The organism is Actinomadura fibrosa, from assembly GCF_900659615.1.
GTDB lineage: Bacteria > Actinomycetota > Actinomycetes > Streptosporangiales > Streptosporangiaceae > Spirillospora > Spirillospora fibrosa.
Genome location: NZ_CAACUY010000076.1, coordinates 1 through 19987 on the forward strand (window position 1 = coordinate 1; position 19987 = coordinate 19987).

Annotated in this window: 17 protein-coding genes; 9 read left to right on the forward strand and 8 right to left on the reverse strand. The window is 74.4% G+C overall.

Going from position 1 to position 19987, the window contains the following annotated elements; all coding sequences use genetic code 11:
- Both E1300_RS24280 and E1300_RS24285 read right to left on the reverse strand, forming a co-directional pair.
- The coding region (locus E1300_RS24280) for an NAD(P)/FAD-dependent oxidoreductase (RefSeq protein WP_131759369.1) at positions 1-1695 on the reverse strand (1695 nt) is incomplete at its 3' end.
- A gap of 143 nt (positions 1696-1838) precedes the next feature.
- The gene (locus E1300_RS24285; RefSeq protein ID WP_242619374.1) at positions 1839-2888 is read right to left on the reverse strand and encodes a P1 family peptidase; all 1050 of its coding nucleotides are present in this window, start codon (positions 2886-2888) and stop codon (positions 1839-1841) included.
- 156 nt (positions 2889-3044) lie between these two features.
- Between E1300_RS24285 and E1300_RS24290 the strand changes: the two genes are divergently transcribed.
- From E1300_RS24290 to E1300_RS24330, 9 genes are all read left to right on the forward strand, one after another.
- Positions 3045-3419 (forward strand): nuclear transport factor 2 family protein, encoded by a 375-nt coding sequence (locus E1300_RS24290; protein WP_131759370.1) that lies wholly within the window; start codon positions 3045-3047, stop codon positions 3417-3419.
- Between the two features lie 61 nt (positions 3420-3480).
- A complete protein-coding gene (locus E1300_RS52685; RefSeq protein WP_242619375.1) occupies positions 3481-4296 on the forward strand; it encodes a TylF/MycF family methyltransferase in 816 nt (271 codons plus the stop codon).
- A gap of 114 nt (positions 4297-4410) precedes the next feature.
- Positions 4411-5403 (forward strand): TauD/TfdA family dioxygenase, encoded by a 993-nt coding sequence (locus E1300_RS24300; RefSeq protein ID WP_131759371.1) that lies wholly within the window; start codon positions 4411-4413, stop codon positions 5401-5403.
- 78 nt (positions 5404-5481) lie between these two features.
- Positions 5482-7032 (forward strand): MFS transporter, encoded by a 1551-nt coding sequence (locus tag E1300_RS24305; protein ID WP_131759372.1) that lies wholly within the window; start codon positions 5482-5484, stop codon positions 7030-7032.
- Between the two features lie 2 nt (positions 7033-7034).
- A complete protein-coding gene (locus E1300_RS24310; RefSeq protein ID WP_131759373.1) occupies positions 7035-8225 on the forward strand; it encodes a hypothetical protein in 1191 nt (396 codons plus the stop codon).
- A gap of 51 nt (positions 8226-8276) precedes the next feature.
- Positions 8277-9968 carry a GH3 auxin-responsive promoter family protein gene (locus E1300_RS24315; RefSeq protein ID WP_165502974.1) on the forward strand — a complete coding sequence of 564 codons (1692 nt, stop codon included), beginning with the start codon at positions 8277-8279 and terminating at the stop codon, positions 9966-9968.
- On the forward strand, positions 9965-12349 hold the full coding sequence (locus E1300_RS51690; RefSeq protein WP_207399924.1) for a hydroxymethylglutaryl-coenzyme A reductase family protein: 2385 nt from the start codon (positions 9965-9967) through the stop codon (positions 12347-12349). Before E1300_RS24315 ends, E1300_RS51690 begins: the two co-directional genes overlap by 4 nt.
- A complete protein-coding gene (locus E1300_RS24325; RefSeq protein ID WP_131759375.1) occupies positions 12339-13151 on the forward strand; it encodes a hypothetical protein in 813 nt (270 codons plus the stop codon). Before E1300_RS51690 ends, E1300_RS24325 begins: the two co-directional genes overlap by 11 nt.
- Before the next feature lie 7 nt (positions 13152-13158).
- Positions 13159-13803 (forward strand): DUF6182 family protein, encoded by a 645-nt coding sequence (locus E1300_RS24330; RefSeq protein ID WP_131759376.1) that lies wholly within the window; start codon positions 13159-13161, stop codon positions 13801-13803.
- A 30-nt stretch (positions 13804-13833) separates the two neighbouring features.
- Here E1300_RS24330 and E1300_RS24335 read toward each other — a convergent pair whose 3' ends face one another.
- The 6 genes from E1300_RS24335 to E1300_RS24360 all read right to left on the reverse strand — a co-directional run bounded on the left by E1300_RS24335 (position 13834) and on the right by E1300_RS24360 (position 19889).
- Positions 13834-16215: a caspase, EACC1-associated type gene (locus E1300_RS24335; protein ID WP_131759377.1), complete on the reverse strand. Its 2382-nt coding sequence runs from the start codon at positions 16213-16215 to the stop codon at positions 13834-13836.
- Positions 16212-16553, reverse strand: coding sequence for an effector-associated constant component EACC1 (locus tag E1300_RS24340; RefSeq protein ID WP_131759378.1), 342 nt, complete (start codon positions 16551-16553; stop codon positions 16212-16214). Before E1300_RS24340 ends, E1300_RS24335 begins: the two co-directional genes overlap by 4 nt.
- Positions 16554-16666: 113 nt before the next feature.
- Entirely contained in the window at positions 16667-17104 is a 438-nt protein-coding gene (locus E1300_RS24345) for a nuclear transport factor 2 family protein (RefSeq protein WP_131759379.1), read from the reverse strand.
- A gap of 31 nt (positions 17105-17135) precedes the next feature.
- Positions 17136-18014, reverse strand: a complete 879-nt coding sequence (locus E1300_RS24350; RefSeq protein ID WP_131759380.1) for a TIGR03619 family F420-dependent LLM class oxidoreductase — start codon at positions 18012-18014, stop codon at positions 17136-17138.
- A gap of 51 nt (positions 18015-18065) precedes the next feature.
- On the reverse strand, positions 18066-19226 hold the full coding sequence (locus E1300_RS24355) for an MFS transporter (RefSeq protein ID WP_207399925.1): 1161 nt from the start codon (positions 19224-19226) through the stop codon (positions 18066-18068).
- Positions 19227-19490: 264 nt separating this feature from the next.
- The gene (locus tag E1300_RS24360; RefSeq protein ID WP_131759381.1) at positions 19491-19889 is read right to left on the reverse strand and encodes a YccF domain-containing protein; all 399 of its coding nucleotides are present in this window, start codon (positions 19887-19889) and stop codon (positions 19491-19493) included.
- Positions 19890-19987: the final 98 nt, after the last annotated feature.

A 19987-nucleotide genomic window follows, 5' to 3' on the forward strand; every position in this document is an offset into this window, starting at 1 on the left:
CCGCGCCTCCGTCTCGGCGCAGGCGTCCGCCTTGCGGCTGGCCACGACGACGCTCGCACCGGCGGCGGCGAACCCCTCCGCGATGGCCAGGCCGATGCCCTCGGCGAAGAGGCGGCCGATCTCCGGCGGCGCCTGGAGCCGCGCCCAGAGCAGCGTCCGGGCGACCCGCGCGGGCGTGACGGAGAACCAGCGCCGGTCCCGGTCGGCGAGCCCGAACGGCGGCGGGACGAAGTCCGCCTCGGCCAGCCGGGCGAAGATCTGCGCGGCGGCGTCCGCGGGCCCGCGCCGTCCCTCCTGGACGTCGCGGACGAGCCGGTCCGCCTCGCTCATCAGCTCGCGGACCGGCGGGTACTCGGGGAGCGCGCCGTCCGCCTCGATGCGGGCCAGGCGGTCCAGCACCCGCGGGTCCCGTTCGGCCAGGAACCGGGCGTAGGCGCGGCCGACCTCCATCGTGGACAGCACCTGCCCCGTCTCCCAGATCCGGAACCACGCGTCCCACAGCTCCCAGTGGCCGAAGGACGTGTAGGCGCCCGCCACCAGGAAGTCGTTGACGTCGAGCAGCCCCTGCTCCAGCTCCTCGACGGCCTTGAAGCGCTCGACGGTGAAGTCGTCGTCCCGCATCGCGTCGATGATCCGCCAGATGAGGGCGTGCAGGATCACCATGGTGTTCTGCATCCCGCGGGAGAACAGCGCGTCGATGAACCCGGCGGCGTGCGCGGTCAGGCACCAGCGCGCGCCGACCGTCCGGGTGGAGGAGTACTGGAGCCGGCCGGTCGACACCCACGGCCGCACCGCCTCCGCGCCGGTGAACTGCCTGCGGACGTCGGGGTAGTCGGCCAGGAAGCGGTCGAACTCGGCCTGCGGGCCGTCGTCGGGCTTGGGATGGATCCGCGGGTCGTAGCTGATCCCGACGCTGCACAGGTCGCTGGTCGCCCTGGCGTGGTTGTCGAACGGGATCACCCACATCCACCCGCCGGGGAACAGGTGGTGCAGTGTGCCCTCGCTCCACGGGCTGGGGTTGCCGTGCGACCGGGGCGAGGGAAGCGTGCTCTCGAACGGCGCCACCCCCGTCATGTGGGTGAAGATCGACCGCGAGTGCGTGCGGAGGCGCGTCGGCTCCTCGCGCAGGCCGAACCGCTGCGCCAGCGGGGAGCGGAACCCGCTGGCGTCGATGAGGAACCGGCCCTCGATCTCCTCGCCGTCCGCCAGGACGAGGGTCATCGCCTCGTCGGACTCGCGGACGTCGGCGACCCGGGTGTCCTCACGGAGCCGGGCGCCGTAGCGCTGGGCGAGCCGGGCCAGCCAGTGGTCGACGTCGGCCCGGAGGAAGTGGCTCTCGGTGTGCGCGATCTTGGAGATCGGGAACTGGTGGGCCCGGGCCGGGTCGTGCGGCCTCCCGGGCTCGTGGTGGAGGAACCCGAAGTTGCGCTTGACGCCGCAGTTGGTGCTGATGTGCGCCTGCACGGACTCGTACGTCGACAGGTGCTTGATCTCGGGGACGCCGTACCGCTCGGCGATGAGCCGCGTCATGGTCGAGGTGTAGGGGATCGTCGACTCGCCCACCGCGAACCGGGGATGGTGCCCGGCGTCGATGATGAGCACGTCCAGGCCGGCCCGGGCCAGGCAGGCCCCGGCGATGGACCCGGCCAGGCCGGAACCGAGGATGAGCACGTCGTGGGCGGGGCGGCGGGCCATGAACCGTTCCCTTCAGGTCGCCTCTCGGAGGCGTCCGGCTCGTGAGGACGGCCTCCGGCGAGGCGGTGCCCGTCCTCGGGTCTCGTTGCCCGTCCCGTCGACGGCACGGGACGGTCCCGGCCGCACGTGCCGCGCGGCCGGCGTCAGGCCGGGAAGGCGCTCGGATAGGCCTCCCGGTAGCTCGGGACGCCGGGCCATCCCTCCGCGTGGAGGATGCCGCGCAACGCCGCGCGGACGAAGACGTCCGCGGCCGCGCCGAGCAGTTCGTGGAACGCCGCGAAGTCCGGTTCCCGCTCGCCGAGCGACACGGCGAACGCGGCGTCGCCGTCCAGGAGGGTGTGGATGGGCCGGACGGTCCGCGCCATGCCGTCGTGGGCGGCCACCGCGAGCCTGCCGCAGCGGCCGCGGTCCAGCCGGGCGTCCGTCGCGAGCACCGCCAGCGTGGTGCTGCGGGGCACCTTCCGGTAGCCCGTCGTCACCAGCACCGGTTCGGGGCGGCCGGGCCGCCGGAGGCCGGCGAACTCGCCGGGCAGCCCGTACCGGGCGCCGTACAGCTCACCGGTGCGCGGGTCGACCGGGGACCCGCTGGCGTTGACCACGGCGAGCGCCGCGACGGTGAAGCCGGCGGCGGTGACCTGGCTGGCCGTCCCGACGCCGCCCGCGAGCCCCCCGGCGACGGCGCCCGTCCCCGCGCCCGCGGACCCCTGCGCGAACGGCCCGCCGGTCGCGGCCGCGCAGGCGCCGGCTCCCATCTCCGCTCCGGGGACGGCGCGGAACCGCCCCCCGCGGCCCAGGTCGTAGATGCTCGCCCCCGGCACCAGCGGGATCACCTCGGCCGGGTCGGGCCCGGCGGGCAGGCCGTGCCGGTGGTCGGCCAGCCAGTCGGTGATCCCGCCGGTCGCGGCCAGGCCGAACACCGATCCGCCCGACAGGCTGATCGCGTGCACGCGCTCCACCAGGTTGCGCGGGTCGAGCAGGTCGGTCTCGTGGGTGCAGGGCGCGCCGCCCGACACCTGGACGCCCGCGACCGCGCCGTCCGGCGGGAAGAGGACGGCGGTCACGCCCGTCCGCCAGCCGCCGCCCCGGCGCTGGACCTGGCCGACCCGCACGCCCGGCACGTCCACGAGCGAGTCGGCGGGACCCGGGCGCGGATCGCCGCCCCGCGGGCCGCCGGCGTCGTCCGGCATCGGCATCGCCGCCCTTCGCCGTCCCGGGGGCCTCGGCCGCCCGCGTGTTCCGCCGTCCCGGCAATGCTGCAAGGATCACCGGCGGGACGGGAAGGAACCTCCCCGCGATCAGGCGACGCCGCCGCGCGCGAGCTCGCCGCGGAGCCGAGCGGAGAAGGCCGGATGGATTTCGACGACACCCTGCTCACCCTGGAGTACGGGCTGTGGGACGCGATGACGGCACCGACCGGCCGCGACGCCTACTTCCGGGAGCGCCTGCTCGACGACGGCGGCCTCACCGTCATGGAGCCGCTCTGCATGATCGACCGGGAGACCTGCCTCAAGGAGGCCGCGGCGGCCCCGCCGGTGCTGGAGTACGACATCGAGTCGCCCCGGGTGATCCGGCTGACCGAGGACAGCGGCCTGGTCGTCTACCACATGACCCATCGCCGCGAGGGGCAGCCGACGCTGGCCGGAGGCGTCACGAGCGTCTACGTCCGGCGGGACGGCAAGTGGTGGCTCGCCTACCACCAGGTCACCCCGTACGGCGAACGATGAGGACGGGCGCGGCCGCGCCCGTCCCGCCGGCGGGACGCCCGGCGGAAAAGTGCAACGGAGGATGGCGGTCACCATGGACAACGCGCTCATCGAGGAAGCGCCCGAGGGAGGCGCGGCACCGGAACCCGGGGCACGCGACCTCTATCTCCGATTACTGAAGAGAACGCTCGCCAACGTCATCTACGAGGATGCCCCGAACACCCGGGCTCCTTTCATGAGAGGCGAGGAGTTCGACCTCGAACGCCGGACCAACGGCGCGGACTGGCCCCGGACGGCGCACACGATGATCGGCCTGAAGCGCCTCGACAACCTGCAGTACTGCGTCGAGGAGGTGCTCGCGGACGGCGTGCCCGGCGACCTGATCGAGACCGGCGTGTGGCGCGGCGGCGCGTGCATCCTCATGCGCGGTGTGCTGGCCGCGCACGGCGTCACCGACCGCCGGGTATGGGTCGCCGACTCGTTCGAGGGCATGCCGGACACCGAGGAGGCGGAACACGCGGTGGACCGCCGGATGCGCCTCGACCGGTACAACGACGTCCTCGCCGTGCCGCTCGACGAGGTGCGCGCCAACTTCGCCCGCTACGGCCTGCTCGACGACCGGGTCGGGTTCCTGCGCGGCTGGTTCCGCGACACCCTGCCCACCGCGCCGGTCGACAGGCTCGCGGTGCTCCGGCTCGACGGGGACCTGTACGACTCGACGACCGACGCCCTCCGGTACCTCTACCCGAAGCTCTCCGCGGGCGGGTTCGTGATCGTCGACGACTACCGGATCCCTTCGTGCAGGGAAGCGGTGCACGACTACCGCCAGGCCCACGGGATCGAGGACGAGATCGTGCGCATCGACAGAGACAGCGTCTTCTGGCGCCGGACCGGGTGATGTCTCGCGCGCGAGACGCGGCGTCGGTGAGCATGGGCCGGTGACGGCCGAAGCCGGGGGGCTTCGAGGCGGGACGGCGGGGACGGCGGCGGAAGAAGGGAGACACCCGTCCGCATGAGCATCTGCAAGGAACGCATCACCGGCGCAGGCGCGTGGGTGGGCGCCGACGTGCGGGAAGAGGACTGGCTGGTCGAGCTCGGCCCCGCCGAGCGCGGCGAACTGCTCGACGCCGTGCGGGGGATCCCGGTCGGCCGGGCCCTGCCGGACGTGACGGCCGCCGACTTCCCGCTGCCCGTCCTCGGGCCGAGGCTGAAGGAGCTGACGCGGGACCTGGAGTTCGGCAGGGGGTTCGCGGTCCTCCGCGGGATCCCCCTCGACCTGTCCCCGGCGGAGACGCGCCTCCTGTACTGGGGGATCGTGGCGCACATGGGGACCGCGGTCTCGCAGAACGGCCGCGGCGAGCTGATCTCGCACGTGACCGACTACGGCAAGGGCGACCTGAGCGCCAACGCCGTGCGGATCTACGAGACGAGCGAGGTCGTCCCCTTCCACACCGACAGCTCCGACATCACCGGGCTGCTGTGCCTGTGCGACGCCGAGTCGGGCGGCGCGAGCATCCTGGCCAGCTCGATGACGATCCACAACGAGCTCCTCGAACACCATCGCGAGCTGCTCGGCATCTACTACGCCGGCTTCGTCTACGACCGCCGCGCGGAGGAGGAGACGGGGGAGGCGCCGTACTACCGCAATCCCGTCTACGGGTTCTTCGACGGTCAGCTGAGCTGCCGGTACTACGTCCGCCACTACATCGAGTCGGCGCAGGACAAGACGGGCATCGCCCTGTCCGAGGTGGAGCGGCTGGCCCTCGACCGGTTCGAGGAGATCGCGGGGCAAGAGCGCAACCAGGTGACGATGTACCTGCGGCCCGGCGACCTCCAGTTCGTCAACAACAACATCACCGTGCACGCGCGGACGGGCTACCGCGACGCGCCCGGACGCCACCGCGACCTGCTGAGGATCTGGTTCAACACGCAGTACGCCAGGACGATGCCGGACGGGTTCGCCAAGTTCCGCTTCGGCATGCCGCGCGTCGGCCCCGGCGCCTGACGGGGCCACGGCCGCACGGGGGATCGTGCGCGGCGGCCTCCGCCGACGTGCCGTCGCGGCGTCCACCGACCTACGGGGGTGATCGACATCAACCGGTACGCCGTGCTGGGCTGCGTCTGCGCCACCACGTTCATGATGGTCCTGGACATCACCGTGGTCGCCGTCGCGATCGCCGACATCCAGCGGGACCTGGACGCCGGTCTGGCGGCGCTCCAGTGGGTGGTCGACGCCTACGTCCTGCCGCTGGCCGCGCTGCTGCTCGCCGCCGCCACCCTCGGCGACCGCTTCGGGCGGCGGACGGTGTTCCTGACCGGGACGGCGGTGTTCGGCACCGCGTCGCTGGCCTGCGGGCTCGCGCCGGCGGCCGACGCCCTGATCGCGGCGCGCGCGGTGCAGGGGGCGGGCGGCGCGATGCTCCTCGGCATCGCGCTGGCGCTGATCACGGACGTCTTCCCGCGGCAGCGGGACCGCGACCTCGCGGTCGGCGTCTTCGGCGCGACCGTCGCCGGCGCCATCGCGCTCGGCCCGCTGCTGGGCGGGGCGCTGGCCCACCTGGCGGGCTGGCGGGCCGTCTTCCTGGTCAACGTGCCGGTCGGCGCGGCCGTGCTGGTCGCGGGATGGCGGCGGCTGCCCCGTCCCGAGGCCCGGGGACGCGGCCGCGTCGACCGCGTGGGGACCGCGACGCTCACGGCCGCGCTGTTCGCACTGGTGCTGGGCTGCGTCAGGGCCGGCGGGGACGGCTGGGGCGACCCGCTGGTGCTGGCCCTGCTCGGCGCGGCGGGCGCGCTGCTGGCCGCCTTCGCGGTCGCCGAGCACCGGGCCGCCGACCCGCTCATCGACCCGCGGCTGTTCGCCGACGGCGGGTACGGGGCGAACGCGCTGGTGGCGCTCGTCAACCAGGGGGCCGTGGTCGCCGCCGCCACGTACCTGTCGCTGTACGCCCAGCAGATCCGCGGGCTCGGCCCCTTCCGGACGGGGCTGCTGCTCTTCCCCTTCGGAGTGGCCGCGCTGCTCTCGGCGTTATCGTCCTCGACGCTGGTCGCCCGGGTGCCGACGCGGTGGGCCGTCGCCGGGACGGCCGCGTTCATCGCGGCGGGGCTGCTCCTGATGACCGCGCTCGACGCGGGCTCGGGATGGACGGTGGTGACGGCCGGGCTCGCGCTGGTGGGCGTCGGCCTCGGGGCGAGCTCCACCGTCCTCAACCAGGTCGCCGTCCGCGGCGTGGACGCGCGCCGGGCCGGGATGGCCGGCGGGGTGATCATGGCGCTCCGCCAGGTCGGCACCGCGTTCGCCGTGTCCGCGCTCGGCGCCGTCTACCAGCACACCGCGACGGCGCGGGCCGGACGGGAGCTGCGCGGCACCGCCGCGGCGGACCGGCTCGGCACCGCCGCCGAGGCGATCGCCGGCGGCCGCGCGGTGGACGGGGCGCCGGGCATGCCGCCGGCCGTCGCGTCCGCGCTGCGCCACGCGTCGGTCGCGGGCCTGGACCGCCTCTTCCTGGTCGCCGCCGCCGTCACCGCCGCCGGCGGGCTGGTCGCGCTGCTGTGCGTCCGGGACGTCCGGACGGCTCCGCGACCGGAGGGACCGCCCGCCGAACCGGTCACCGAACCGGTCACCGAACCGCGCTGACCATGGAAAGGAGCTGGTCGGCCATTCCCAGCGACCGTGCCTCCAGCGACCGGGCCGGAGACGGCGAGCGGCTGCTTCTCGCGCCGGTCACGATCACCCCGACGAAGCCGGTGCTCCCCACCCACACGAAGGGCTTCCTGTGGGTGGACGCCCTGTACCGGGGCACCCGCGCGCTGGGCGACGTCGAGTACCTGTGGAACACGCGCTCGGCCTGCCTGGCGGGGCAGGCGCTCCGCTACTGGGAGTACCTGGACCGGACGTTCGGCGACGCCGATCTCGCCGGGCTCTCGGTGCACGAGCTTGGCGAGCTGTACGTGAAGGCGCACGCCGAGCCCGCGCCCCCGTACCCACTGCTGCGTCCGTACGCGGAACGGGCCGAGCAGGGCTGGGTCCATCCCGCGAGCGAGCGCATCCTGCGGGCGTGGGCCGATCAGCTCGGACTGCTGCACGTGCTCGACCCGGGCTTCTTCGCCGACCGGCCCTACCGCCTGACGGTCGACGAGCTCATCGGGCTGCTCGCGGACCGGCACCTTTGCCTGGACCACCGGCGGTTCGGGGGACCGGCCTACCTGGACGGCACCCGCTGGGGGATGCCGCTGCGCCCGGTCGTCAGCGCGGACGGCCACGCGAACTACCTGCTGATGGTGCTGCGCGACCTCGTCCCGCGGATCGCCGAGTACGACCGGGTCCTGCTGGTCCACGACGAGGAGATCGGGCACGACTACGTGCTGGTCGAGCGGATTCTCGGCGCGCTGGGCGCCCGCACGTCCCGGCTGGCGCTCGGCCGCGTGCCGATCCCGGGGGCCGCCGGGTCGAGCCGAAGCGGCGGCTGGGCCGGGACGGCGCTGGACGAGCTGGCGGCGCTGTGCCTCGACCAGGTCGGTCCCGACGTCTACCGCCTGGGCATGCGGATCTACTTCATCAACACGCTGCAACGGACCGGCGGGAGCCCGGTCGACCTCCGCCTCCTCCACCGCGCGATGACGCGGGCGGAGGGCCTCCTCGCCCGCGCGGACCACGACGCCCCCGCGAACTACGACGCCCCCGCGGGCCGTGACGCCGGTACCGCCGGGGAGCTGCGCCGCCTTCTGACCCCGTCCGGTTGGGTGGACCCGTACCGCCTGACGTGCCGGCTGCTCGCGAAGGACGGCCGCGGCCCGTCCCGCCGCCTCATCGAGGAAGTCCTCCTGTAGACCTCCTCCGCCTCACGACCTCCCGAAACGCACCGACGAAAGGCCATGCGCGTGCAGGACTCAGTAGCGACATCCACCGCCGGCCCGCCCTCGCCCGGCCCCGCGGCCGACTTCCGCCGCCGCACGGGCGAGGAGCAGGCCCGGCTCCGCGAGGCGCTGGCCGATCCGGAGGCGGTGCAGGCGCGGGTGCTGGCCGCCGCGGTCGAGGCGAACACGGACACGGTCTTCGGCCGCGCCCACAAGTTCTCGTCCATCCGGGACGTGGCCGACTACCGCGCCGCCGTGCCGATCCGCGCGCACGAGGAGTTCGCGCCCTGGCTGGACCGGGTCATCGGCGGGGAGCCGGGGGTCCTCTCCGCCGAGGACCCGATCGTGTACTTCGCCAGCAGCGGCACCACCGGGGTCGAGAAGCGGATCCCGGTCACCGTGAGCTACCTGAAGCGCAGCTTCCTGCCCTTCTACTTCGCCGGGCTCGCGACGGCGGTCGAGCACCATCCCGGGATGACGGCCGCGGACGACTCCGTCCTCAACATGTGGCAGGACCCGTTCTCCCGCATGGGACGCACCGAAGGCGGGCAGCCGCACATCGGCCCCAGCCAGATCGACTACAAGCGGATCGGCGAGGACGTCGCCACGGGGCTCGGCAACCGGGCGCCCTGGAGCAGGCTTCCGGAGCGGTTCGACGACACCGATCCGTGGGAGCGCACCTACCTGCGGCTGCGGCTGGCCGCCGAGCACGACGTCCGCGCCGTCATCGCGGTCAACCCGGCGATCGCCGCGGCGCTGCCGTACCAGCTCGGGCTGTGGTGGCAGCGCATGGCCAAGGAGATCCACGACGGGACGCTGGGCGGGGCGCCGTTCGGGGACCCGGCTCCCGAGCGGGCCCGGGCGATCGAGCGGGCCGCGCACCGGTCCGGGACGGTCCGGCCGTCCGACCTGTGGCCCAGGTTGGAGGTGGTGCTCGCCTGGACGTCCTACGTCGCGCGCCTCTACCTCCCCTGGGTCGCGCAGGAGTACGGCCCGCAGGTGAGGGTGCTGCCTGCGCCCCTGGGGTCGTGCGAGGGGCCGCTGACGGCGTCGGTGGACCGGCATATGACGGCAGGAGCGTTGACGACGCCGTCCTGCTTCTACGAGTTCGTCCCGGTGGAGGAGGAGATCCGGGGCGACTCGCCGACGCTGCTGGCCCACGAGGTGGAGGAGGGCCGGGACTACCACGTCGTGCTGTCCCATCTCGGCGGGCTGTACCGCTGCGCCACCAGGGACATCGTCCGGGTGGCGGGCTTCGTCGGCCGGACGCCGCGCATCGAGTACTGCGGCCGGGACGGGACGCTCTCGGCGGCGGACGAGCGGTTGCGGGAGTACGAGGTGCTGCGGGCGACGGCCGCCGCGGTCGCCGACACCGGGCTGGAGGTCCGCAACCTGACATGGCGACTCGATCCTGCGGCGCGCGACGTGCCAGCCCACCAGGCGGCGGTGGCCTTCCACGGCGGGATCACCGGTACCGAGCTCCAAGCCTTCACCCGCGTCCTGGATGCGCGCCTGTCCGACGAGTCGGCTGGCTACCGGCGGGCGCGCGAGAAGGGGTTGCTGGCGCCGGCGACGGTCGTCCCCGTCCCGCAGGAGCTGTTCCTCCAGGACTGGCAGCGCCGCGTCCAGGCCGGTGAACGGCCGCCGCGGGTGAAGGACCGGGTCTTCCGGCCCGATTCGCCCGTGTGGGCGGACGTGCCGGGGGAGACGTCATGACGACCGCAGACGCCGAGGAGATGCCCGGCCGCGGCCAGTACACCGACGCGGCGCGGCGGGAACGGCTGGAGTGGCTGCGAGGCGTCACCGGCGTGCCGCTCGCCGCCCTGGACGAGGCGGGCATCCCCGCGCAGGACCTCGTCGGCAACATCGAGAACTACGTCTCCACGGTGGAGGTGCCGGTCGGGCTGGCCGGGCCGCTGCTGTTCCGCGGCGACGCGGCGCGCGGCCCGGTCACCGTCCCGCTCGCGACCACCGAGGGCGCGCTCGTCGCCTCGACCACCCGCGGCGCCACGGCCGTGACCCGCGCGGGCGGCGTGGAGACCAGGGTGATCGCGCAGCGGATGACGCGCGCGCCGGCGTTCGAGTTCGACGGCGTCGGCGCGGCCGCCCGGTTCGCCGGATGGGTGACCGGTCAACACGCGGAGCTGGCGGAGCAGGCCGGCGCGGTCTCCCGCCACTCCCGGCTCGTCGAGGTCGACCCCGTCCAGCTCGGCCGCGTCGTCCACCTGCGCTTCGTCTACGAGACCGCCGACGCGGGCGGGCAGAACATGACGACGGCGGCGACCTGGCGCGCCTGCCAGTGGATCAACGACCGGCTCACCCTGATGCCCGGCATGGCGCCCACGTGGTTCGCGATCGAGGGCAACATGAGCGGCGACAAGAAGCTCACCCACATGAACGCGATCCTCGGCCGGGGGACCCGGGTGACCGCCGAGTGCGCGCTGGACCGGGCGACGATCCGGCGGGTGCTCAAGACCACCCCCGAGGCGATCGACCGGACGTACCGGATCGCGGTCCCGGCGGCCCAGCAGGCGGGGATGGTCGGGTTCGACATCGACGCCGCCAACGTCATCGCGGCCGTCTACGTCGCCACCGGCCAGGACGTCGCCAGCGTCTACGAGTCGGGCGGCGCCGTGTTCGGCGTCGAGCGGGCGGGGGACGGGCTGCGGGCGTTCCTGCTGCTGCCCGGCCTGCTGGTCGGCACCGTCGGCGGCGGCACCGGGCTGCCGCGGCAGCGCGCCTGCCTGGAGGCCCTCGGCTGCGCGGGCGACGGCGGCGTGCGCCGCTTCGCGGAGATCGTCTGCGGGTTCGCGCTGGCGGTGAACCTCTCCACGCTCGCCGCGGTGGCGGGCGGCCAGTTCGCCGACGCCCACGAGCGGCTCGGCCGCCCGCGCCGGGTCGACTGGCTGACCCCCGCCGACCTGGACGCCCCGCTGCTGGAGCCGCTGCTCGCCAAGGCCATGGACGAGCCGGAGCTCAGGGTGGCCGAGGTCGCGGTGCGGGCGGACGCCCCGCAGTCCGGCCTGCTCACCGAGATGACGGCCCGCGGCGACCGGCGCAAGCTCGCGGGGGTGTTCCCGCTCCGCGTCGGCTACACCACCCCGGACCAGGGCGTGGGGCACCTCGACCTGGTCGCGAAGGTGAAGCCGCTGGACGAGGAGGTGATCATCGCGGCGGCGAAGCTGGCGTCGCTGTCCGGCGGCCGCCTCGCCGAGCTCTACACCCGGTGGCGCCACTGGACGGGGTTCAAGGACGTCCACACGCGCGAGCCCGCCCTGTACCGGAGCGGCGACCCCGCCCTGACCCGCGTCCTGCCGAGGGTCTACGGCGTGCACGTCGACCCCGCGCGCGAGGCCTTCGTGATCCTGATGGAGCGCCTCGGCCCGGACGTCGTCCTCAAGGACACCGCCGACCGCCCCGGCCTGTGGCGCGACGAGCACGTGCGCGCCGCCATCGCCGGGATCGCCCGGGTCCACGCCGCCTGGCTCGGCCGCGAGGACGAGCTGGCCGCCCGCGGCTGGCTCGGCCGCGTCCAGTCGGCGGAGCGGATGGCGGCGATGGGCGAGCTGTGGGCGGCGATGGCGGAGCACGCCGCCGCCGAGCACCCCCACTGGATCACCCCGGACGTCCTGCGCCGGCTCCGGCGCGTCATCGACTCCGCCGGCGAGTGGTGGGCGCGGCTCGAACGCCTGCCGCGCACGCTCGTGCACAACGACTTCAACCCCCGCAACATCGCCCTGCGCACGCCCGGCCTCGACCTCGTCGCCTACGACTGGGAACTGGCGACCCTCCACGTCCCGCAGCGCGACGTGGCCGAGCTGCTCGCCCACGTCCTGCCCGCCGACGCGGACGAGTCCCGGGTGGCCGCGCTCCTCGAACTGCACCGCACGTCCCTCGCCGCCGCCGGAGCCGAGCCGCCCGACGCCGCGTCCTGGAGGGAGGGGTACCGCCTGGCCCTGTGGGACTTCTCGATCACCCGGCTCCAGCTGTACCTCATGACGCACACGCACCGCGCGCTGCCGTTCCTCGACCACTTGGTGCCGACCACCCTGCGCCTGCTGGAACTGGAGGACCGGAGGGCCGCCGATGCCGGCTGACCCGCTCCGCGTGGCCCTGGTCGGCATCGACGGGTCGGGCAAGTCCACCGTGATCCGGCTGCTCACCGGCGGCGGGGCCGGGGACCGCGCCGCCCTGTCCTGCCTGCGGCCCCACGAGAACCCCGACGGCCCCCTGCACCGCCTCTCCCGGCACCTGTGCTCGATGTCGCACGCCGCCGACCGGCTCGGCGTCCCCGACCTGAAGCTCGCCGTCCTCTACCTCCAGATGTGCACCTTCGCCGTGACGCAGCGCTTCTTCGTGGACGAGCTCGGCGCGCGGGTCGTGCTCTCCGAGCGGCATCCCGTCGTGGACGCCCTCGCCTACCTGCCGATCTACCGGGGCGCCATCGAGCGCGTCACCGGGCCGGACCGTCCGGCGCTGCTCCGCCGGCACCTCGCCGCCCTGGACGCCGGCGACGTGCGCGCGGCCCTGGCCTGGTGCGACGCGCTGGGCCGGCGGCTCGGCCGCACCCCCGACCCCACCACCATCGCCGCCGACCTCGTGCGCCTCGTGGACCTGCCGGCCGAGGAGCGGACCACCGCCCTCACCGGCCTGCTGGGCGCGCCGGTCCCCGACGCGGTCGTGTTCCTCGACATCGACGCGGCCGAGGCCGAGCGACGCGTCAACGCCCGCGACCGGCCTCCCGAGCTGCACGAGCGCCTCGACCAGCTGGTCCGGATCCGGAACGGCTACGACACCGCCCTCACAACGCTGGAAGGCGTCCGCGTCCACCGGATCCTCGCCGACGGCGCCTCCCCGGCCGACCTGGCGGCGGAGATCGACCGGCTCATCACCGAGTGAGGCCACCATGCTCGACCAGGAGACACTGCGCGCGACACTGAGCGACCGGATCACGCGGGCCCGCCGGGCGGCCCCGCAGGGCGGCACCGGCGTCGCCGCGATCGCCGTCCTGCGCGACCTCGCGCCCTGCGCCTTCGCGGCGTCGGCGGTGGCGTTCGCCGCCCGGATGGCGCCGCGGACCCGGGCCCTCTGGTACCGCGACTTCACCCGGACGATCTTCCTGGCCGGCGACCCGCACAACCTCGCGGCGCGCTTCCGCCCCGACCACCTCGCCGAGGACGAGTCGATCGCCTGGTACGACCCGGCTCCGCCCGGGGACCGCAAACCCCTCCGCCGGATGCTCCGTCCCGTCCAGGGCAGGATCACGTGGCCGGACGCCCTAGACGTCCCCCTCACCCCTTCCGGACGGACCGTCGCCCGCCTGCGCGTCGCCGTCCAGGACCTGACGCTCCAGGACTACCTCGTCCACGTCAACCACACCCTCGCCGAAGCGGTCCTGGACGGGCTGCTGCCGACCGACGGCGCGCTGGCGATCGAGCACGTCCCGCACCTGCCCGACGACCCCGGCCCCTGGCAGGCCCTGCGGGTGTCGACCGATCCCCGCGACCCAGGCCGCCTCCGCGCCTACGCGGCCCTCAGCGCACCCCCCTGACCCCGCCGGGCACCTGGCCGCGGGCCGGGCTCATGGGAGCGAGGCAGCCAGACACCCCAGCATGTGGATCTTGGTGTGCGGGTCGGGGATGCCGCGCGCGACGCGTCCCGCCAGATCCGGATCCCGGTCGATCAGCACTTCGACGACGGTCTGCAACGCTCTCGACCGCTCCGCGACGTCGGAGATGCCCCGGGCCAGCCGCTCGGCCTCCGCGGGATCGGTCGCGGCCAGCACCGCGACGATGTCCCTGAACGCCTCGGCCCGGTCGTAGCCGGACGTGTGGAGGCGGGCGGCCCGGACGGCGGCCGAGGGGTCCCGCTCGGCCAGCGTCCTGATGACCTCGGTGAGCATGACGTATCCGAAGTGCTGTTGCGCGCCGTCCAGCCGGCTCGCCTCTTCGAGCAGGTCGGCGGCATGGGCGGGGTCCAGCCGGGCCCACCCCGCGGCGACCCGCATGAGCGAGGTGATCCTCCAGACCGCCGCCAGGGTCTCCGGACTCCGCCGGAACGGGTCCCCGGCGGCGGACGCGGCGGTCGTCTCGGTGGTCGGGCCGGCTCGTGCCAGGCCCTCGGCCTCAACCAGCAGGTCTCTGGCCCGGTCCGGATGGAGACGAGCCAGCACCCCGGCCACGGCCGGGAGCTGAGCGGCCCGTCCGGCGGACGTGGCGCGGGCGAGGCGCTCGGCCTCGGCCAGCAGCCCGGCGGCACGTCCGGGATCGCGCGCCACCAGGTTCTCGGCGATGAGGGGAAGCAGCGGCCCCCGGTCGCCGGGATCGGTGAGAGCGCGGACGACCCGTTCGGCGGCTGCGGGGTCCTGCCGGGCGAGCGCCTTGACGAACTCCACGCCGATGGACGGGCGCGACGCGGGGTCGTCGCCGGTGGAGACGATGCGTTCGGCCGCGACGGGCGCGTGCTCGGCCAGGTCCCCGGCGATCGACCCCAGGAGGAACGCGCGATCGTCGGGTTCCGCATCGGCGAGCATGGTCCGCACGAAGCTCTCGGCCTCGGCCGGGGCCCGGGCGGCGATGAGCGTCAGCGCGTCCTTCACCTTCAGGTACCGGCCGTAGAGGTCGTCCTGGAGACCGCCGTCCGAGGCGCCGGCCAGGAGGCGTTCGGCCTCGACCAGCAGGTCCAGCGCCCGGCGGGGATCCTGGCCGACCGCCGTCACAGCGGCGGCCTGCAACCCGGACGCCCGTTCCCGCGGGTCGTCGATCGTGCGGACGTAGCGTTCGATCTCGTCCAGCAGCTCCCTAGCCCGCCCGTCGCCGCGCTCGGCCAGTGCCCGGGCCACGCCGTGCAGAGCCGCGGCCCAGTGCGCGGGGAAGGTGATGGTGCGGGCGAGCCGTTCCGCCGCCGCCGGATCCCGTCCGGCCATCGCCCGGACGATGTCGTGCAGCGACCGGTTCCGCGCCTCGGGATCCGCGAGGCTCCGGGCGATGCGCTCGGCGTCCGCCGGGTCGCTGCCGGCCAGCGCCTCGGCCAGCTGCGCCAGCCGGAACTCCCGGTGCTCGCCGTCGGCGATGCCGCGGGCCAGCCGTTCGGCCTCGGCGGGGTCGTGCGCGGCGAGGCCCGCGATGATCCAGCCGAAGCCGTCCTCCGGGTCGGGCAGCGTGCGGGCGGTGCGCTCGGCCTCGGCGAGCAGCTCGCGCCAGCGCTGGTGCCGGCCGTCGAAGGCCCGGTTGCGGAACGCCAGTCGGCTCGCGGTGTTGCGGACGCGGGTCTGCGGGAGCGGACGCTGCTTCGCCCGCAGCGAGGCCCGGATCTCCCCGGCGAGGGTGTCCAGGTCCAGGTAGGGGCCCTTGCCGGGCACTCCCCGCCCCAGCACGCCGAGCAGCTCACCGGTGAACGCGGTGTACCGCTCCCCGGGCACCGACACCGCGGTCCTGTTCTCCGAGGCGGCGGCGATGAGACAGGTGCCCTCGATCACGGCCTCGTCGGCGACCGTCTCCGCCGAGTCGCCGCCGCCCATCCGTCCCAGGGCCTGCCCGCTGTAGCAGCAGTCCAGGATGACCACCTGGCGCTCGGCGCGGGCGCCCGCCAGCTCCTCCCGGAGCACGCCGTAGGAGACGGCGCTGTAGGAGGCGTTCGCCCTCTCCGAGCCCGTCAGGGTCAGATGGAGCTCCGAGGCCAGCCGCGCCACCAGCCCGTGGCCCGCGTAGTACACCAGCAGCGTGTCGGTCGCCTCGGCGGCGGCCCGGACGATCGGCCCCATCATCTCCGCGGCGGTGGCCGGGTCCGCCACGACGACGCAGTGGGAGGCGGGCAGCCCCCACACCTCGGGCGAGCGCAGGAGCCCGGCGAGCGCGGCGAGGTTCGCCGTGACGGCGGGCAGGTCGCCCAGCGACGGATGGGTGTACCGGCTGGTCCCGATCAGCACCGCCCGCGACGCGGACGGGTCGGGGAGCACGCTCACCCGTCCAGCGTCCGCAGCAGCCGGGCGACGGCCTCGGGATCGGCCTCGTCCAGCGTGATCTTCACGCCGTCGCGTTCGATCGTCACCGCGGCCGGGCGCGGGCGGCTGCTCCGCCACGACAGGTAGGCCAGCCCGAGGTTCAGGAGCTGGAAGTCCGTGTCGATCACCAGCTTGACGACGTCGAGGGCGCCGCCCATCTCGCCGGGCTCCGCGGGCTCCGAGGCGTCCAGCGTGACGATCGCGTGGCGGCGGACGTCCGGCTCGTCGCGGAGCCACTCGCGGAAGGACCGCAGCTCCTCGGCCGTGCCGTCCGTGCTGATGAGGATGACATCGGACACGGCGGGACCCTCCTCCCTCGGTGACCGCAGGATAGCCCCCGGCACCCGCGCCATCGGCCCGGCGAGCGCCGGGAGGACCGCCGTGGCCGCTGGCGGACAGCCGTGCGCGCCTCCTATGGCGAGGTGAGGGTGGCGATGGCGCGGTCCGGCTCCCAGTGGGCGCGGAACGAGGTGATCAAGCCGCTCTCGTCGACGGTGTAGACCGTCACGCAGTCGATCGTCATCGTGGCCCCGCCGTCCAGCGTCGTCGTGATGCTGACGACGTTGGCGCAGGCCGGGCCGTTGGCGAACGAGTCGCTCACCCGGAAGCGGAACTCCCGCACGCGGGAGATGTTCTCGTCCCAGAACCGCTCGATGCCGTCCGGACCCCGGTGGCCCTTGCCCTCGGGATCGAGCAGCGAGGGGCCGACGGGGTCCTCGATGACCGCGTCCGGGCCGAACAGCCCGAGCCACTCCTCCTTGCGCCCGCCGGCCGCCGCGTCCATCGACGCGCGGGCCGCCCGGCGCGCGGGATGGTCGGCGTCCGGCGCTTCCCAGCTGACCGCGTCCATGGACGAAACTGTAACGCGTTCTCGTTCCGGGTCAAGGCGCGGTCTTCGCGATCACCGTCTCGGCGAACCGCTCCAGGTTCTCCACCTTCGTCTCCAGCGGCTCGGTGTCGCGGCCCCGCACGTACGGCAGCCGGAACCCGACGATCGCGTCGGTGACGCCCTTGTCCTCCAGTCGCCGCACCCCGTCCGGCGTGTACGCGTCCATCGAGATCACGTGCACCTCGAACGGCCGGTCGGCGGTGCCCTCCTCCCGGCGCAGCTCGGCCAGCCGGTCCAGTAGCCGGTCCAGCTCCTCCGGGTCGCCGCCGCCGTGCATCCACCCGTCCCCGAGCCGGGCGGCGCGGCGCAGCGCCGCCTCGCTGTGCCCGCCGATCAGGATCGGGATCGGCTCCGGGGGAACCGGTGACATCTTCACGGCGGGCAGTTCGAAGAACTCGCCGTGGTACTCGAAGTACCCGCCCGCGGTCAGCCCGCGGATCACCTCGATCGCCTCGTCCATCCGCCGGCCGCGCCGCTCCCACGGCACCCCCATCACCGTGAAGTCCTCGGGCCACGGGCTCACCCCGACCCCGAGCCCCAGCCGTCCGCCGGTGAGGCAGGCGATCGAGCTCGCCTGCTTGGCCACCAGCACCGGCGGCCGGACCGCCAGCTTGAGCACGAACGGCGTGAACCGGATCCGGGACGTCACCGCGCCCAGGGCCGCGATCAGCGTGAACGTCTCGATGAAGTCCTTGTCCTCCAGGAACGTCCGGTCGCCGTCCGGGGTGTAGGGGTAGACCGCGTCCGACTCCCGCGGGTAGACCAGCGAGTCGGCGACGGCGAAGCTCGTGTAGCCCGCCTCCTCGGCCGCCTTCGCCAGCGGCAGGTAGTACGACGGGTCGGTCATGGACTCCACATAGGTGAACCGCATGACCGAAGAATAGAACGTGTTCCAGATCGGTGCGATGCCGAATTTCCGCGCTCAGCGGTCGTCCGCCGCTTCCCGGGCCGCCGGGACGCGGGCGGCGGCCAGCGCGAGGACCGGTCCTAGGGCGAGCAGCACCGCCAGCACGGCGTAACCGTGCGTGAGAGTGGTCAGGGCGGCGACGCCAGCGACGAGCAGGGGGCCGCCGGCGTCGCCCAGCTCGCGGCCGAGCTCGGCGGCGCCCATGGTCTGCCCCAGGCGCTCGGCGGGCGTGCGGGCGGCGAGCGCGGCGAAGCCGAGCGGGGTGACGAGCCCGGTCCCGGCGCCGACCAGCACCGCGGCCGCCAGCATCCCGGGCAGCCCAGGCAGCATGGCGCACGCCAGGCCGGCCGCGGTGATCAGCAACCCGGCCGGCAGGCCGGTCCGGGGCGTGAGGCGCCCGCCGTCGAGCGCCCGTCCGGCCCAGGGCTGGACGACGGCCGCGCACGCCGCGAGGACCGACACCGCGGCGCCGGTCGCGACCGTGCCGAGGCCGGCGGTCCGGCCCGACACGGGGAGGAACCCCACCCCGACCGACAGCGCGGCGGTCGCGGCGGCCAGCGCACCCGTCGGGACGAGGAAGGACGGCTCGGCCAGCCGCCGCACGAGGTCCAGCACGGTCTGGCGGCTCTTGGGCAGCGGCGGCACGTCCGGGACGGCCAGCGCCCACACCGCGACCGCCGCGCCCAGCACCGCGAGGACCGCGAAGAGCAGCCGCAGCCCGCCAGCCCACACCAGCACGCCGCCCAGCAGCGGCCCGAGGGTGTAGCCGATCGACTTGTAGAAGCCGTAGCCGCCGAACGCGCGGCCGAGCCCGGCCTTCGGGCTGAGCCGGGCCACCATCGCGGAGGCGGCCGGGGAGAACGCCGAGGCCGCCGCGCCCTGGCCGAGGCGCGCCGCCCACAGCCACCCGGCACTGTCGGCGGCGACGTACACGGTGGACGCGGCCGCGAACGCGACCAGCCCGCCGAGCAGCACCCGGCGGGCGCCGATCCGGTCGGCCAAGGTGCCGAACACCGGCTTGAGCAGCACCTCGGCGCCGTCGTACAGCGCCAGCAGGCCGCCGAGCACGAGCAGCGAGGTGACCGCGTCGCCGCCGAGGCTCGCGGCGACGCCGTGCGCGCCGAACGCGGTGGTGAACCCGGCCGCGTAGAGCGGCCACATCGCCGAGCGCGTCATCTCGTCGTCCTCCTCGGCACGGCCAGGTGCCTCGTGCGCACCGGCGAAGACATGCTCAGCGCAATCCTCGCAGCCCAGCGCGCTGCCGAGGCAACCTGGCGGCGCAGGGGCCGCGCGGATGTGCTGATCATTACCGTCCGCGGCCACGACCGCCACGAGTCCCTCGACGGCTCGCGAGTGGACGGCGGCACGGTGGTGGTCAACGTGATGGCCGGCGTCGGCAGCGACGACCTGCGCAGGACGCTCGGCACCGCCGCCCGCGGGCTACTCGACGTGGAAGGAGCGCGGGTCGCCGGCGGGGACGATCTCCCGGCCGAGCGGCAGCAGCGACACCGGGATGAGCTTGAAGTTGGCGATCCCGAACGGGATGCCGATGATCGTGACGCACAGCGCGATCCCGGTGAACAGGTGCCCGAGCGCGAGCCACCAGCCCGCGACGACCACCCAGATCGCGTTGCCGAGGCAGGACCCCGCCCCGGCGTCCGCTCGCCGCACCACCCTGTTGCCGAACGGCCAGAGCGTGAACAGCGCAATGCGGAACGAGGCGATGCCGAACGGGATCGTGACGATGAGGATGAAGCAGATGATCCCGGCGACCGCGTACCCCATGGCCAGCCAGAGCCCGGAGAACAGCAACCAGATGACGTTCAACAGGGTGCGCACCCCCCAACCCTAGCCACTTCCACGGTCGGCCACCCCGCCGTCCGCGCGGCGGTCGCGTCACGTTGCTTCGGCGATCGCCTCAGTGGTGCATCAGAATG

Excerpts from the sequence above, each read along its gene's own strand:
- E1300_RS24285 (WP_242619374.1), bottom strand. The coding sequence starts at position 2,888 with ATGCCGATGCCGGACGACGCCGGCGGCCCGCGGGGCGGCGATCCGCGC.
- E1300_RS24290 (WP_131759370.1), top strand. The coding sequence starts at position 3,045 with ATGGATTTCGACGACACCCTGCTCACCCTGGAGTACGGGCTGTGGGAC.
- E1300_RS52685 (WP_242619375.1), top strand. The coding sequence starts at position 3,481 with ATGGCGGTCACCATGGACAACGCGCTCATCGAGGAAGCGCCCGAGGGA.
- E1300_RS24300 (WP_131759371.1), top strand. The coding sequence starts at position 4,411 with ATGAGCATCTGCAAGGAACGCATCACCGGCGCAGGCGCGTGGGTGGGC.
- E1300_RS24310 (WP_131759373.1), top strand. The coding sequence starts at position 7,035 with ATGGAAAGGAGCTGGTCGGCCATTCCCAGCGACCGTGCCTCCAGCGAC.
- E1300_RS51690 (WP_207399924.1), top strand. The coding sequence starts at position 9,965 with ATGACGACCGCAGACGCCGAGGAGATGCCCGGCCGCGGCCAGTACACC.
- E1300_RS24325 (WP_131759375.1), top strand. The coding sequence starts at position 12,339 with ATGCCGGCTGACCCGCTCCGCGTGGCCCTGGTCGGCATCGACGGGTCG.
- E1300_RS24330 (WP_131759376.1), top strand. The coding sequence starts at position 13,159 with ATGCTCGACCAGGAGACACTGCGCGCGACACTGAGCGACCGGATCACG.
- E1300_RS24345 (WP_131759379.1), bottom strand. The coding sequence starts at position 17,104 with ATGGACGCGGTCAGCTGGGAAGCGCCGGACGCCGACCATCCCGCGCGC.
- E1300_RS24350 (WP_131759380.1), bottom strand. The coding sequence starts at position 18,014 with ATGCGGTTCACCTATGTGGAGTCCATGACCGACCCGTCGTACTACCTG.
- E1300_RS24355 (WP_207399925.1), bottom strand. The coding sequence starts at position 19,226 with ATGACGCGCTCGGCGATGTGGCCGCTCTACGCGGCCGGGTTCACCACC.